This is a genomic window from Lactiplantibacillus paraxiangfangensis, from assembly GCF_036246185.1.
In the GTDB taxonomy this organism is placed as follows: domain Bacteria; phylum Bacillota; class Bacilli; order Lactobacillales; family Lactobacillaceae; genus Lactiplantibacillus; species Lactiplantibacillus paraxiangfangensis.
Genome location: NZ_BTPW01000008.1, coordinates 42149 through 55663, shown reverse-complemented (window position 1 = coordinate 55663; position 13515 = coordinate 42149). Strand labels below are relative to the sequence as shown.

The 13515-nt window shown below is 42.4% G+C and carries 24 protein-coding genes and 1 tRNA gene; all 25 read right to left on the bottom strand.

The genetic code is table 11. The features are described 5' to 3' along the window. Positions 1 to 93: 93 nt before the first annotated feature. The 25 genes from AAA939_RS05615 to AAA939_RS05495 all read right to left on the bottom strand — a co-directional run bounded on the left by AAA939_RS05615 (position 94) and on the right by AAA939_RS05495 (position 13510). On the bottom strand, positions 94 to 348 hold the full coding sequence (locus AAA939_RS05615; protein WP_338208327.1) for a ribosomal-processing cysteine protease Prp: 255 nt from the start codon (positions 346 to 348) through the stop codon (positions 94 to 96). Then, positions 299 to 1813, bottom strand: a complete 1515-nt coding sequence (locus AAA939_RS05610; protein WP_338208325.1) for a phage portal protein — start codon at positions 1811 to 1813, stop codon at positions 299 to 301. Before AAA939_RS05610 ends, AAA939_RS05615 begins: the two co-directional genes overlap by 50 nt. Positions 1814 to 1822: 9 nt before the next feature. Beyond that, entirely contained in the window at positions 1823 to 3112 is a 1290-nt protein-coding gene (locus AAA939_RS05605; protein WP_338208323.1) for a PBSX family phage terminase large subunit, read from the bottom strand. Continuing rightward, a complete protein-coding gene (locus AAA939_RS05600) occupies positions 3102 to 3893 on the bottom strand; it encodes a terminase small subunit (protein WP_338208321.1) in 792 nt (263 codons plus the stop codon). Before AAA939_RS05600 ends, AAA939_RS05605 begins: the two co-directional genes overlap by 11 nt. A gap of 21 nt (positions 3894 to 3914) precedes the next feature. Further along, positions 3915 to 4715 carry a hypothetical protein gene (locus AAA939_RS05595; RefSeq protein ID WP_338208319.1) on the bottom strand — a complete coding sequence of 267 codons (801 nt, stop codon included), beginning with the start codon at positions 4713 to 4715 and terminating at the stop codon, positions 3915 to 3917. A 75-nt stretch (positions 4716 to 4790) separates the two neighbouring features. Further along, positions 4791 to 5084, bottom strand: a complete 294-nt coding sequence (locus AAA939_RS05590; RefSeq protein WP_338208317.1) for a hypothetical protein — start codon at positions 5082 to 5084, stop codon at positions 4791 to 4793. A 458-nt stretch (positions 5085 to 5542) separates the two neighbouring features. Then, positions 5543 to 5602, bottom strand: a tRNA-OTHER gene (locus AAA939_RS05585). A 120-nt stretch (positions 5603 to 5722) separates the two neighbouring features. Next, a complete protein-coding gene (locus AAA939_RS05580; RefSeq protein WP_338208315.1) occupies positions 5723 to 6223 on the bottom strand; it encodes a hypothetical protein in 501 nt (166 codons plus the stop codon). A 13-nt stretch (positions 6224 to 6236) separates the two neighbouring features. After that, complete coding sequence (locus tag AAA939_RS05575) at positions 6237 to 6404, bottom strand: hypothetical protein (RefSeq protein ID WP_338208314.1); 168 nt, start codon at positions 6402 to 6404, stop codon at positions 6237 to 6239. 14 nt (positions 6405 to 6418) lie between these two features. Further along, the gene (locus AAA939_RS05570) at positions 6419 to 6637 is read right to left on the bottom strand and encodes a hypothetical protein (RefSeq protein WP_338208312.1); all 219 of its coding nucleotides are present in this window, start codon (positions 6635 to 6637) and stop codon (positions 6419 to 6421) included. A gap of 29 nt (positions 6638 to 6666) precedes the next feature. Next, the gene (locus AAA939_RS05565; protein WP_338230549.1) at positions 6667 to 7191 is read right to left on the bottom strand and encodes a hypothetical protein; all 525 of its coding nucleotides are present in this window, start codon (positions 7189 to 7191) and stop codon (positions 6667 to 6669) included. 19 nt (positions 7192 to 7210) lie between these two features. Then, the gene (locus tag AAA939_RS05560; RefSeq protein WP_338208308.1) at positions 7211 to 7501 is read right to left on the bottom strand and encodes a DUF2829 domain-containing protein; all 291 of its coding nucleotides are present in this window, start codon (positions 7499 to 7501) and stop codon (positions 7211 to 7213) included. Between the two features lie 11 nt (positions 7502 to 7512). Beyond that, entirely contained in the window at positions 7513 to 7680 is a 168-nt protein-coding gene (locus tag AAA939_RS05555) for a hypothetical protein (protein WP_338208306.1), read from the bottom strand. Positions 7681 to 8308: 628 nt separating this feature from the next. After that, positions 8309 to 8467 carry a hypothetical protein gene (locus AAA939_RS05550; RefSeq protein ID WP_338208302.1) on the bottom strand — a complete coding sequence of 53 codons (159 nt, stop codon included), beginning with the start codon at positions 8465 to 8467 and terminating at the stop codon, positions 8309 to 8311. Further along, positions 8460 to 8762 (bottom strand): hypothetical protein, encoded by a 303-nt coding sequence (locus AAA939_RS05545; RefSeq protein ID WP_338208300.1) that lies wholly within the window; start codon positions 8760 to 8762, stop codon positions 8460 to 8462. Before AAA939_RS05545 ends, AAA939_RS05550 begins: the two co-directional genes overlap by 8 nt. After that, complete coding sequence (locus tag AAA939_RS05540) at positions 8728 to 8898, bottom strand: hypothetical protein (RefSeq protein ID WP_338208298.1); 171 nt, start codon at positions 8896 to 8898, stop codon at positions 8728 to 8730. The genes AAA939_RS05545 and AAA939_RS05540 overlap by 35 nt, the downstream gene beginning before the upstream one ends. Continuing rightward, on the bottom strand, positions 8898 to 9140 hold the full coding sequence (locus AAA939_RS05535; protein WP_338208296.1) for a hypothetical protein: 243 nt from the start codon (positions 9138 to 9140) through the stop codon (positions 8898 to 8900). Before AAA939_RS05535 ends, AAA939_RS05540 begins: the two co-directional genes overlap by 1 nt. A gap of 21 nt (positions 9141 to 9161) precedes the next feature. Then, positions 9162 to 9365 (bottom strand): hypothetical protein, encoded by a 204-nt coding sequence (locus AAA939_RS05530; RefSeq protein WP_338208294.1) that lies wholly within the window; start codon positions 9363 to 9365, stop codon positions 9162 to 9164. Continuing rightward, on the bottom strand, positions 9362 to 10147 hold the full coding sequence (locus AAA939_RS05525; RefSeq protein WP_338208293.1) for an ATP-binding protein: 786 nt from the start codon (positions 10145 to 10147) through the stop codon (positions 9362 to 9364). The genes AAA939_RS05530 and AAA939_RS05525 overlap by 4 nt, the downstream gene beginning before the upstream one ends. After that, entirely contained in the window at positions 10134 to 10940 is an 807-nt protein-coding gene (locus AAA939_RS05520; protein ID WP_338208292.1) for a phage replisome organizer N-terminal domain-containing protein, read from the bottom strand. The genes AAA939_RS05525 and AAA939_RS05520 overlap by 14 nt, the downstream gene beginning before the upstream one ends. Positions 10941 to 10950: 10 nt before the next feature. Next, positions 10951 to 11100: a hypothetical protein gene (locus tag AAA939_RS05515; protein ID WP_338230547.1), complete on the bottom strand. Its 150-nt coding sequence runs from the start codon at positions 11098 to 11100 to the stop codon at positions 10951 to 10953. Positions 11101 to 11152: 52 nt separating this feature from the next. Further along, entirely contained in the window at positions 11153 to 11476 is a 324-nt protein-coding gene (locus AAA939_RS05510; RefSeq protein ID WP_338208291.1) for a hypothetical protein, read from the bottom strand. Further along, complete coding sequence (locus AAA939_RS05505) at positions 11457 to 12155, bottom strand: putative HNHc nuclease (protein WP_338208289.1); 699 nt, start codon at positions 12153 to 12155, stop codon at positions 11457 to 11459. The genes AAA939_RS05510 and AAA939_RS05505 overlap by 20 nt, the downstream gene beginning before the upstream one ends. A gap of 58 nt (positions 12156 to 12213) precedes the next feature. Continuing rightward, positions 12214 to 12849 (bottom strand): DUF669 domain-containing protein, encoded by a 636-nt coding sequence (locus AAA939_RS05500; protein ID WP_338208287.1) that lies wholly within the window; start codon positions 12847 to 12849, stop codon positions 12214 to 12216. A 1-nt stretch (position 12850) separates the two neighbouring features. Beyond that, positions 12851 to 13510, bottom strand: a complete 660-nt coding sequence (locus AAA939_RS05495) for an AAA family ATPase (protein ID WP_338208285.1) — start codon at positions 13508 to 13510, stop codon at positions 12851 to 12853. Positions 13511 to 13515 lie beyond the last annotated feature (5 nt).

Here is a 13515-nt window from a genome sequence, read left to right as displayed (position 1 = left end):
AAGAATGGCCAAGCTAATGGAATCAAGCCAAGCAATTTAAGCGTGACGACTGTAAATATGCCCATAGTTTTAAATGCTTTATTGAGCTCTAACTTATTCATGGACAATCACCCGCAAGTTGCTGGGATACTGCTCACTAATACTCTTTAAGCCATGGAACAGTGTCCGAGTCAGTAAGTCATTCGCTTTGCTGGGGAAAATCAAACCAACAAAAAGGCCACCATCATCGCTGACCGTGGCGTGTGATAATTCATTTGTAATTGTCTCGGTAAGTGCTGAAACAGCCGCACAGACGATATCATAGCCCTTGGAGGCTTGACCGGCGTGCCCGACTATCTGATAGCCCACTATCCGGCTTTTTCTTAACTGAAACGTTGCCTTGATCATCATCCGTCACTTCCTCATCGTTAGTTTGTGGCTCTCCGCCCATCATTTTTTGTTGGAGCTTCAAACTTTTTCCTTTTTCCTGATCAAGCATATTGATTAGCTCTTTAGGATCATTCGTCCCTGGTAGCCACCCTAATGCAATTATTTGTGGAATAATCCCCTCGGCGTTTTTAATGTTACTGATAATATCTGCCATGTTAACAGGGATGTTAGGTACAATTTGAATGGTTGCACCAGACGCATCAACATTTGAACCTTTCAATGTCAAAAAGTTCTGTTCGAGTTGTAGTCGTTGCCGGATGCCTCGTGTTAAATAGCGTTGCTTAGTTGCAATCAGTTGGAGTAGACCAAACAACTTGTACTTCATCGCTTCGCCACTAATATTACCGGCAAAGTTTTCATCGTTCATATTGGGTACATAAGATGTTTGATGAATGTCATCCTTGATTGATTTAACAAGAACTTGTAATTGTGCCTCATCAAAGCTCTTAGTCAGCCATTCAACGCTGGCACCTTGATCACCTTTTCCGGGTGCTTCAAGTACGCCATCTTTCAAGTTGTCCGCATCATCATCAAGCGTGAAGCCATACAACACTAGTAGTGCGTCAACAAAGTTCTTTTTATCAGTAATCCGATCTGACTGTAATTCGTTGTATGCATCAATTAGACTGATTGTCTGCTCAAAGTCACCCTGACGTTCTTCATTATTGCGATAGCCAATCAATGGCACACCACCAAAGTAGTGCTTAATAGCTTTAGGCTTGCCAACTAAATTTGTATCTGATAAAACATAGCCGGTCTTAGTCCGATATTGTATGACCCAATGAGATGTGTAAACTGTAATCAAGTAGCCGTTAGCATTACCTAATAAATCATTCTTCTGGACATAATAAATCCCAAACAACGGATTCTTATCTAACGTGTCATCAGTGACCAACACACAGCCACGCGGGTCAATCTTTTCAATGGCAACTTGAGTTTTATCGACTGCTATCTTCTTAACGTACAATAACTCGTACGCACAGCCGAAGACGCTCAAATCCTTTTCCAATTCAGTATTGTGTGAATCAATATCCATTTCGTCCTGGGCTTCAATGATAGCTTTGATGTCCTTACCATCCGCGGGCGCAATGCTGACCGGATTTCCAGTCGTAAAGCCGGTAATCATATCAGTAATGTACTTAGCATGGTTCGTCATAACCTTTTCATCAGAGCGGTTTAGCTTAGCACTCATCTCAAGGCGACGCGTTAGGATATCCTGATTACCTTCATAGTAATGCTCTAACGCATCATAACGATCAACCCGTTGTCGCTGTTGAGTGATTGCATAGTTGATAACGTCAAAGCTTGGATTATCAATATCTCCTGCAAGCTCACGATCAATCGTAACATTTGATCCCCGAGTCTCATTTAAATTAATATTCATGATTCACCTCTATCCTCTCAACCATCCCGGCTTCTTAGTAACCTTGGCAATTCTCTGCTGGAAGATAACCATGTAAACAAAGTAGCGCATGGCATCGCACGCATGATCGTGTTGTTTAACTGGTTTGTCCTCACCGCGCTCAGCCGCTTTCTCATCCCAAACGTAAGATGCCAACTCTTTGAATAGGCTCTTGCACTTACGAGTCAGCATAATCTTACCGGTATTCATAGCAGTTTGAGTGGCTCGAATACCATCAAGTACATCGTTTTTAGCTTTAACAACTGTGAACCCACGATTGCGCAACACTCTAATAAACGAAGCAGCACTCGGGTCAACAATGATTTGAGCCTTGATACCGCCTAAGAACTTGCTCAAATCATCAGCATATTGCTCATCCGTTCGTTGATGTTGCATTGTACGACCAGAATAGTAATACTCATCAAGGCAATACCACGTTCCATCAAAAAGGCCCCACAGCAGAAATACTGTAGGGTTCAACGTGCCGTAGTCACACGATACATAATATTTTTCAAAGTTAGCATTATCTGATGGCTCGCCAACCATTGTATTCTGGTCAAAATTATCGTAAATGATTCCCTCCGAAAGTACCCACAGCCCCAGAATATAGCGCTGATAGAATACACCTGAGTACCTCCGCTCATATTGGTCTCTGATACTTTGACTTAGTGAGGGGTTGTCGCTCATCATGAAGTGAATACGCAGCGCCCGCTTTTCCTCAAGCTTGTCAATCCATTCTAATTTAAACCAATGATAAGGACCAGCCGGGTTGCAGTTAAACCACAACTTTGAACCGTCGACAGAACAACGTGCAGTTGCTTGATTCACAAATGATTGGGGCATCAATGCTACTTCATCAAAAAAGAACCCAGCCAAGGTAATCCCTTGAACTAAGTCCTGACTTGCTTCATCCTTGCCACCGAATAAGAAGTAATAGTTGGTTTTTCTGCCCTTACTGATAATCAGCATGTTTTCAGATCGTGCATCGTGTACCTTGTATCCGCGTCCCTCAAGCATTGTTTTAAGTGGGCGGATAACATTGCGCCTCAATGATCCAATTGTCTTACCAGCGATACCAAACTGCTGATTGTTAAACTCGGTCATACTCCACAATACGTAGGACAATGACATAATGACCGTCTTACCAGCACGCACGGAGCCGTCACAGATAATAGCTTCTTTATCCCTAGTACCGCTATACCGCCACCAGGACAAAACTTGAAGTTGCTTACGAGTAAACGGTTTGAAATGGAATCTGGCTTTTTTTAATTTAGGAATCATCACCGTCATCCTCCCATACATCATTCATACTCTTATCGATAGCATCCAAGAATCCATCATCGGTACCATCCTCAACCTCTGGCTCAGGTAATCGTTCCAGCAACTCCTTCATGGCTTTCTGCTTGTCGTACAGTTTGACTACCAATCCATCTTTACCTTTATGGATATCCTGCACCACCGACCAATCAATCTGATCACTCGGCTTTAAGTAAATATCAGCAACGTGTTTTTTGACTGGGTTATCATCCGTATCAAGGAATACGTTACCGTCTGTGTCCTGCACCAACTCTTCATGTACCTTGTAATCGAGTACGTCGCCTAAATTAGCGAACGCCTGCTTGGCATACTCATTGGCAATGTCCTCGGCAGTCACGAGTAAGTCCGTACGTTGCTGACGTTTTAATTCGGCAAGCTGGCTTTTTATGCAAGCATTTGCAAGCATCCTGGTTCCATTATTGCGTGCACTGTCATAACTAGTTTTATACGCTTGCTGATAAGCCCAAGTCGCATTAAAACGTTGTAAATAAAAGAGGCAGAACAACTTCTGCTTTTCAGTCAGCTCGTTGTTTGCCTCTAATTCATCTACTATTTTAGGTGCAACCTTGGGTGCATCTCTTTTTTGTTCTGGGTGCGCCTCGTTAGTTGCGGGTGCACCCCGTTTCCAATGGTCGCGAGTGCGCCACGATTTAAGTGTGTTGACCGGCACGCCATATTTGGCTGAAATATCTTTGTACTTCATCCCTGCTGCATAATCCTTACCGGCTTGTTCTCGTTTATCCATTACATACCACCACACCTCCACTTAGTCCTTATATAAATTATCAATCTTTTCATGAATCATTTGAACAGCATCTCGTAACATATCTCTACTTTTTTCAACATTGTTTGTAAAATCTTTTTTCGACTTGGGATAGGCAGTCATTGCTTCACTAAGTTGTTTCCCAAATTCTGATGGATATTTTCCATAGCCGTTTTTATCACCATAATCTTGTATCTTCTTCATAATTCTTAGCGCTTTATTGCCTGCACTAATAAGTTTATCAAAATTTTCAGTAATGACTGTTTTCGAGAAAAATACTTCGGCACTATGAATGGCCTCCATCCACTCTCCGTCTTCTTCAGCATCAAAAAAGTATTCTGCTGCAACGTCCTTTTCATAAAAATGTATGTAATCCGTGAATACTAATTTTTTTGCTCTCTCCATAGTTTCTTTCATTATGAGACTGCTTTGAACATCAGGAGTTTCTTCTGGTTCCCAGATTACGTAATCAACCGCCATCTTAGCTTTAAAATCAGAAATATACCGTATCATCATTTCATAATTTTTTCGTTTAGCTTGCCGTTTTTCCTGTTGAACCTGACGATTCCTCTCATTTTTTAACTGAATCCTAGTATTAATATATGCAAACAAAGCCGCACCGACTACACCAACAATAGATCCTAAATAGCCGCCCCAAAAGCCTAACCATCCGTCATCAGTACCATTACCAATACTATAAAACACTTTATCCATAAAAAATAAAACTGACGCTGGAATAGCTATGATGACTAACACTAGTAGTCCAGTAAGCCCTATCCAATGTTTTTTAATGAAATCCCACATTGCGCTCTCCTCCAAACTAATATAACTATACAAAAACTCCTGCAATTAAGCGAGAGCTAGTTTGGAGGCTATAAATTAATCAGTGTACTTAGTCCTTGGCTTACCAATGAACTTAATCGGAACTAATGGTACTCCTGTGACGCCGATCATTCGTGGAAGCATTTCAAAAGATTCGACCTTCATGTCAGTGATTGCCGTTACCTCGTCATCAATGTAAATAACTCTTATTTTGCGTGGCTTTAGTTCTTTTAGAAAGTCTGCATTGATAAAGAAGTTAGCTGTAACACCATCTGATTCAACTTTGAGACCTTCCGCAGTTACCTTGCTGACTCGTTTATCGTTAATGAGCACCTTTAATCTGTTAAACACACCACATCGTCCCTTCTGATTCGATTTCTACCGCAAAGTAAAAGACACTCTCAATTAAGAAAGTGTCCCATCCTAGTCGGCTTACCGTCTCCAGTTACCAACCATCTCATTCTATGGATTGAGCCGGCCTTGAACCGAGCTTCTCCGGACTGATCCAGCGTTTTTCCTTAAACTACCAATCCATCATGCGAACTATAAACCTCGGAAACTCGTTCGCTGCTAACATGCCTAAGTCTTGAACTGGCACACATGGCGTTAACGATTGCCACAAACGGTTAGCGTTTATTGACTTGCCTAGCCAGTTTTAGTCAGCAAGCCCTCCATTGAGAAGGCAACGTGATTGGTGTGGAATCGAACCACACACGGAAGTCAAACCGCCATCTTCTGATACCGCGTACCAGTTACAATCACACGTTACACAGTTTTTGCTCTCGCGAGTAGCCATGCTGCATAACTTATATCGCCGACGGGCTTCGAACCCGCATCCCATCGTGGCTTACCAATTAGCCCACGGCGACACCCATATATCTGTAATCAATGATTGGAGGCAAACGTGCGGATGGCTCTTAATCACCCACTCATTTACGCTATCAATATACAATGAATATACTGACGTTGTAACGATACAAAAGTGACAATTAGCCCACCATTTCCTCTATACTGACAATTCCAAACAAGAAAATCGAAAATTCTTTTACGGCTTCCTTGTGGTCTCGCATGATTGTCCGTTCAGTGACACCAAAATGACTGGCAATCTGGACAAGCGTTAACTTGCTTGGTTCAACGTACAAATATCGAATAACATAATACCGGCGTCTGGCCGCATCATCCCGCTTGTTAGCATAGCTTCGGTAAGCTGCTAGCATGAGGTCAGTGTATTCCATCATTTTGTTAGTACGAGCCTTATAGCCCGCAATACTACGCAATTTCAGGTCATCCTGGTCGAATACATCTTTAAGATAACGGTCGATGTCCGTATCGATATCCTTGGAATGCTCTTTCAAGATGTCATAGTTCTTAAGCAGCAGCTTGGTGTTTTTTACCCGCCAAGTTTGCTCGTTGGCAATTTCACGCTTCCGTTCACCACGAACAAGGTCTGCTACTAGCTTAGTGATTTCGTGTACTAATTTTTGATCCAAGTCGCATTCCTCCCTAGCTGCCAATTAGCTGTACGATTCCATTCTTCTCTTCAACCACTTCACCATCAAAGTCATCAAGCCACGTTACTGAGTTGGTCCGGCTGTCAATAAGAGAGACTGGCGCGTCCGGATCCTGCTCTTCAAGTAATTCGATTAGCTCTTTCACCGTTACTGATAACATGATTCCACCTACTTTTAACAGCTTTCCGGCATTTTACTCAAAAACTCACATTGATAATCAGCAATTAATATATTTCGTCCCTGAGCATTGACACCCAAAGTTGTACGATTGCTTACTTTTCCATAAAGGTCGAGCGGAATTAGTTTATTATATCCGACTTGGATCATGTCTACCTGGCCTTTAGCACCGCTAGGGAGTCTCACTATATCACCTAAATTGAATTTACTTTTCATTATTTTACCCTCGCTTAGCAGATCTCTAATCACTGTGCATCCAAATGTTCTGAAATCTCTGCCATGTCCTTTGAATCACCACGGTGTTCACGAACATAATCAGCTTGTTGCTCATTCGACCATTCCCTTGCTTCTGACGGCAGCTCTAATTTAAGCTGCTTGTCACACATATAAGGAAACTCGACGTAATAGTGCACATCGGCAGACCATCTGTTGTTATCCCCAGCATAATGAGTACTTACTGCCCCAATATCATAAGAGCCTGTCTTATCTTTAAATACTGACGGACAGCGGTTATTTTGAAACGTGCCTTCACCAACTTCATTCCACTCGTCATCTTTTCCGGTCAATGGCGTCAATGGTCGCCATCGAAGTAACCGGTCAATAACACTAATCGCATAGCCAGCACTAAACCCAGAATGTCCCTGCAAACTGAATAGCTTAATCACTTGCATGATATCTTTGTTCATTTCAGCTTGCATTGGATCATCATCACTACCTAATAATTCCAGTTCCTGCTTGGCATAATCTTCTAAGCCCATTAGTTTAGTCATCCTCCTATAGAAAGCCTATTTAAACAAGGCACCAGTCTTCTTCCAGCATATCGGCCTGACTCGGGACCCAACCAGGTTGCCATTCCCCATAACTTGTCCACATCGCAATATATGGCTGACTATCTAATGGCGTATCCTTACCAATGAATTTTGCAGTACGATCATTTACCTTTTTGCTGGTATCTTGATTGTTAAATGCAGGTAATTTAAGTCCTGGCATCAATACAATCCACATATCTTTACCATTCCATCCAAGACGCTGAAGTTTCTTGCCTTTTCGTAGCCAATATAATGCTTGTCCGAACTTCATATTCATTCCTCCTAGTTTATTTCAATCATGTCAAAGTTAACTGCTTCGTTCTGTGGGATGACTTCCCATATTGGTTCGTTTTTGCGCAATAAATACGCATTAACTTCAGTCCAATTATTGAATTCTTTTATATACGGCTTTTCACCACTGCCTTTTGGTGGAACTATCTTAACTTTCATTCCTAGTCCTCCCCGAATAGTTCAAACGCCTGATTGCGTTCCTCGTCCGTTGGCTCTTTGACTTCAATCAAAATAATCATTTTCACATCCATTTCAATCAATTGTTTTTGTATAATAAATATTATGAAAAATACAGAGAAAAACTCAAATACCAAAAAGAAGTTGTTATGGATCATTTCGGGATATATTGGCATAATTATTTTAGTTATTCTGTTTATTCCAGCTTTATCGGATTTATTGAACACATTCTAGAAATTAGTCCCCCGCTATTCTGCCATGAATGCTTTCAGATCATTTAATTGGCATAACCTTTATACTGAAGCAACCATCTCATTAACATTATTTTTAATTCCTGATATTTTTATTACCTTTGCAATTATGCTGTTAGCATTTCTAAAAATAATAACGGGGGAAAACGCATTAAAGTATATCCGACTAACAACAAGCCTCTCAATTGCACTCTGGCTCACAGTTGTCCTAGCTATCTCTTTAAATGAAAATCAGTTCGCAACCATTTCAAGTATTCTCTCGATTGTTGCATTGCTATCTTTTCTGTACAAAGAAAAGTAATAAAAGAATAACTAATAGGATTGCCTTAAGGACTGCCAAGACAATCATCTTCTCGTAATCATTCATGAGAAGCTTTTCCAACCTGATACGGTGCGTAGTCGTGCAGCATCCGCGACCGATCAATAGCCACCTTGCTATGCTTGTCAGCATTCTGACGCATCCGCCGTATTTTCTTCTTGATGGTTGACCGTTTTTTATGCTTTCGTTGCTTAGTCATCTAACTCGCCCTCCACAATTTCATAATTTCCCGATTTAACTTCTGGTGCCCGCGCTTTAAACCAAGTAGTCGAGTGGCCCAACTTGGTAGCAGCCTCTGTCATGCTTATACCACCTGCCAGCTGCCATTTTATGATATTGAATTCATATTGAGTCAATGCTGCCCGGTGCTCCTGAACAGCAGTTAGTGCTTGGATGTCCGCCAGTACGGACGGCGGTGCCTTAGCAACTGACTTATACTTGCGCTCGGCGTCTTGAACTTTACTTAGCAGCAACTCGTGGTCGATTCTTGTCATCGGCAATCGCCTCCAGCTCACTCTCGTAGTGGTCATGAACGTAGTTCGTACAATTTGGGCACGGGGCAATCTGCATCCCGTAGCTTCCAATAGTTGTATGCACCACTTTGCTATCATTACAAAGCTGACAAGTCATCACGCCAGCCCCTTTACATTCAATTCTGCTTCGACCCTTGCGTCACGTAATCCTGAAAAATCAGATAATAAGCTCCTCACGTCCGGATAGGTTCCCCATGTTTGGTCACCATCCTTTAGATCAACTAAAGATACTCCCATTGCAGTTTTCACAATCATTACATAAGAGTTATGATGTCTAAACACATCCCCAGCACTAACTGGATTGTTTGGACAGTCTTGTAAATAATCAAAGATTTCCATGCATCCCAAGCCCCTTTCTATTTATCCAATTGTCAAAACGCTTGGAACCTTGCGGATTTCTAAATTATTGGGATTATTCTCTGTAATGTTGCTTAGCACCTTAAAATCATTAAGTTCAACTAACGAGTAACTTTCATTCAAATTGACTACCAGATAATAGCCACCCTCATCCTGAACTACATCACCAAATTCAATATTAGTTTTTTGTTTATCAATAATTTTCATACATTCCGAACCCCCTTCATCTCGTCAAACAACAACTGATGCTCTTTCACTTTGCTTAATAGCCGATCAATAATCTTCTTGTCGTACATGCTCTCTAGCTGTCCTCGTGTGTTGTTCGTCGTGACGATGGTTGAGTGCTTCACCTCGTTGTGTTCAAAGTCGCAGCGGGCATTGGCCACTTGGTACATCATCGTCTGTAAATCACGGTGGACTGGCTTGTAGTAGCCACTATCAGTTGCTTTACCGCCTTCCGTACCAAAGTCATCGATAATCAGGACATCGGCTGACTTCATGGCCTTAGTGATCTCAATCAATCTCATTCTCACGTCTGGCGCCTCGTACTTATCATTGACCAGCCTCAGTAATTCTGCGGTTGAAACAAACATGACCGTCTGTCCCGCCTGCGCTAACTGGTCAGCAATCGCCAATGCTAGCGAAGTCTTGCCAACACCGTACAGACCTGACAGCAATACATTAAATTTAGCCGTTTTTAACTGTTTGGCTAATGCAAATGCTTGATTGCCTAGCTTTCTAGCCACTTCACTGTTCGATTGCTTTTGTACGTCCCAATCATTGAATTTGAACTGTAGACGCACGTTTCCCGACCAAACGGACATCGCACGGTAGTACCTTTGATGATTGCCCACCACGGCCTCCTCAGCACGTTTTAGCGTTGCCTCGTCTAACTGTTCCTTAGTTGGCAACTTGTCCACGTCAATCCCCTTAGCAACCGCAATTTTCTGGACTTTGGCTAGATCAAATAATTCTTTAACTTGTCTCACCAAACCAGTCCTTCCGTGTCATTGGCGGGGTCATTCCGCTATTATTAGGCACTTGATAATCGTCATCAAAGCGACCGTTAAACCATGTTGCGCCGTTCATCGGTGACTTCCATCGATTAGTAGCTAAGTCCTGCTTGTACAGCCCCAGACGCTCTAACAAGTAAACATTTGTATGAGTGGTTGATTTCTTACGCCAAGCCTTATAGTGAGTGAATGCTTGCTTCTTACCCTTCTTATTTGGGTATTGGCTCCAAACTTCATCAAATTCAGATTCCAGTTGAGCAAGCGGTGTGGCCTCAGCCGCACTATGTTCTTTATTCTCTGAATCTAGTTCTGAATCTAAATCTAATTCTTTCTCTAACTCTGTGTTACAGGTTGTTACATCACTGTTACTTTGTAACGCAATTTGCTTCTGTCGTTTGCGGTAAGCCCTGACACGCTTGGCTGAACCGGTCTCTTTGCCAATTAATCCAGCAACCACATCGTCAGTAAACTTGAATACCGTGTCATCTTCCTCGGCAGCGAATTCAATAAGCCGTTTCGTCTTTAAGAATGTGAGTAAAAACTCCACATCAACAATTTCCTCATCAAGGATTAGTGCTATTTCTTCTGAAAACGTCTTGCCAATCCCTGTAAAGTAGATATAGCCGCCATTCTCTAGTGACATCAAAATCATTTCAAGGTAGATGACTGTATAAGTGTCGCCACCCGACATCTTCCGTAGCAATTTGACCGCTGGTGACTTAAAAAAGTCCATTTGAAGTTTGATCCAGTAATAAGTTTTCTCAGCCATCCCTGCACCTTCAATCCAGCACGCCGCGTGTCCGGTAAGGCACCGCTATAACTGTTAAATTCTGAATTTTGTCTTCTAGTCGTTTCTTATCGCTCCGGGCACCCGCAATATTCGAGTAAACTGCGGCAGCCGAGCCATTCACCATGAGTACATAAACCATAATTACCTCCAGTCAACGGGTCTTCCACCCGTTCAGTGTGTAGGTCACTGCCTTACATTTTGATTTCGACATTTAGCTTACTTAGATGTTTTTGTAGTGAAGCATTGACCCGTTTTTGAATTTCATCAAGATCAACCGTCACTGTTTGCGCAGTAGTCGCTGCTGCAATCTTTTCGTCAACTAAACCAGAAACCAGTTTCCGAGCCCAGCCTTCATCACTGCTGTAGCCATTGCCCGTGGCAAAAGCCTGATTAATTGCAGATTTTGTGGCAATTTCAATCTTTTTAGCAATCATTTGCGCTACCAGTTCTTTGTTATCTTTCAAATAATCCAAATAGGCTTGCTTAATTTGTTCATCAGTCAGTAGTTTTGTCATAGTTGCCTCGTACTCCAATCTTCTTAAGGGTCTCTGCATCCAGTCTTATGCCGTCCACTGGTACGTGATACTTAGCGCTGAACGCCGGTGCGCCAATCTGTTCAATCTCACCGTGATGCCTACGACAGAGCGCCATTACATGTCGTTTAGTATGGTCAACATGCGTCCGATTCATTCCGGCGCCAATCACATCGACGTGATGGATGTCAGCTCGATTACCGCAAATCATGCACACCCGATGACGGCAGCATTGGAACAAGTAATATTCCTGGTCACGGGGCAATAGCTCATAGCCCTTCTTAAACGGCACACGCCACTCAAACATAAAGTCGATAACTAGGTCGAGTAATACATTTGCATCGCTGACGCTCGATTTTGTGACGTCTGACAGGCTTATCTGCTTGCCGTCGGTGTACATTTGGTATTGCAGGTAAAACATCGATTTGAGAAAATCTTGCGGTACGACCGACCAGTCTGCAATGTCATTCAACAGTGCGAAAAACAGGCGTCGTTGTTGCGGTCTAGCTTTACGTGTATCGGCTATTTCCCAGTCCACGTAGAATTGCTCATGCGATCCACTAACTGTCTCTACATGGTCCATATTCGGTCTCTCATCCAGCATTGTGACCAAGTAGTACCGCCCTTCGTCTTCGATTAGTTGCGTTCGTGAACGTTGCATCTAATCACTCCCATGTAAAGTTGATTCACGCTGTAGCTTTGCACTTAAAGCGTTCCAATTAAAAGGGCGAGTTGTTGGGGATTGGGGGAAAGCCCTCACCATGGTACTTATCTCCAGAGTTGTACCCTGCTGCAGTATTTTGTGCCCCAAAGCCGCCAGAAGCTTGATTAGTCGTGGGTGCTCCTAAGCCAGTGTTGCTGGATGCATGACTACCAAATCCACCATTATTGTTTCCACCCTGAGCGTCTACTGGTCGTTTAATACCGTTTGGCTTACTCCCGTCGGGCATAAACGTTTGATACCCGCGAACGACAAGGTACGTCTTGCCATTTTGACCAGTTTCCCAATCAACACTCACAGCTAATCTGTGTCCAATCGATTGACTAACAAATTGCTCAACTGAATCGAATGCGGTACCATCCGCCGCGCCTAATGCCACGGCAATAGTACTGAATCGCTTGGCCGATTGATCAGCCTTTTCTTTGGTTGATCCATCCCAAACCTCATTGTCAAAGCGAATCTGGCCACCGGCGTATTTACCATCGACTACCTCATAGTCAAAAACTGCCATTGGCTTACCTGTTTGCTTGCTATTCGTGAATTGAGAACTAGGCGCAACGACAACATTGTACGTACCCGCTTCCTCCACTGTTTGTCCGAAAACATTCTTTGAATCTGCTGTAAAAAGTGCCATATTATTTTTCCCCTTTAGGTTGAATTAATTCTGCTGCTTTAATTAATTTGCGGTTATCAATTCGATTTTTAGCGTGATTACCTTTTTCCGGATCCAGATCAATCATTCGCTCACCAGCTTGAAGGTAGATACGTCCAACTAGATCAAACATGCTAGTAAATGCATTGAACGTCTTCTCATTCATGTCGGCTTGAAACCGGCCTTCACCGCTAATACCCGATGAACCATTATCCAGTTGATGCGCAGTCGCATAGACTGTCTTACCGCTCTCTTTCAAAATAGTGCCTAAATCTCGAAACCAGAGTTGTAATTTCTGATAATTTTGCCGATTGTCCTTGGCTGCGTTATCAATATTTTCTAACACTAGATTCTGTAATGCCGTAACATTGTCTAATACAATTACTTGATACTTGGTATTTTGAATTCCCTGGATAATATATTGTTCAATCATCGCTTGAATATCTGGCATATCGCCATGTTCGAAAATGATAACGTCCACATCTTTGTCGCCAATCAGGACATTGCTGGACATATCAAAGCTAAACAATAGCTTGTGTCCTACAAATTGCTTAACAACACTTGTTTTACCAGTACCGCCATCGCCATAAACAAAATACATATTCGGAATCTCCGGTATCTTTCCATCCGCATAAAACTTCATATTGT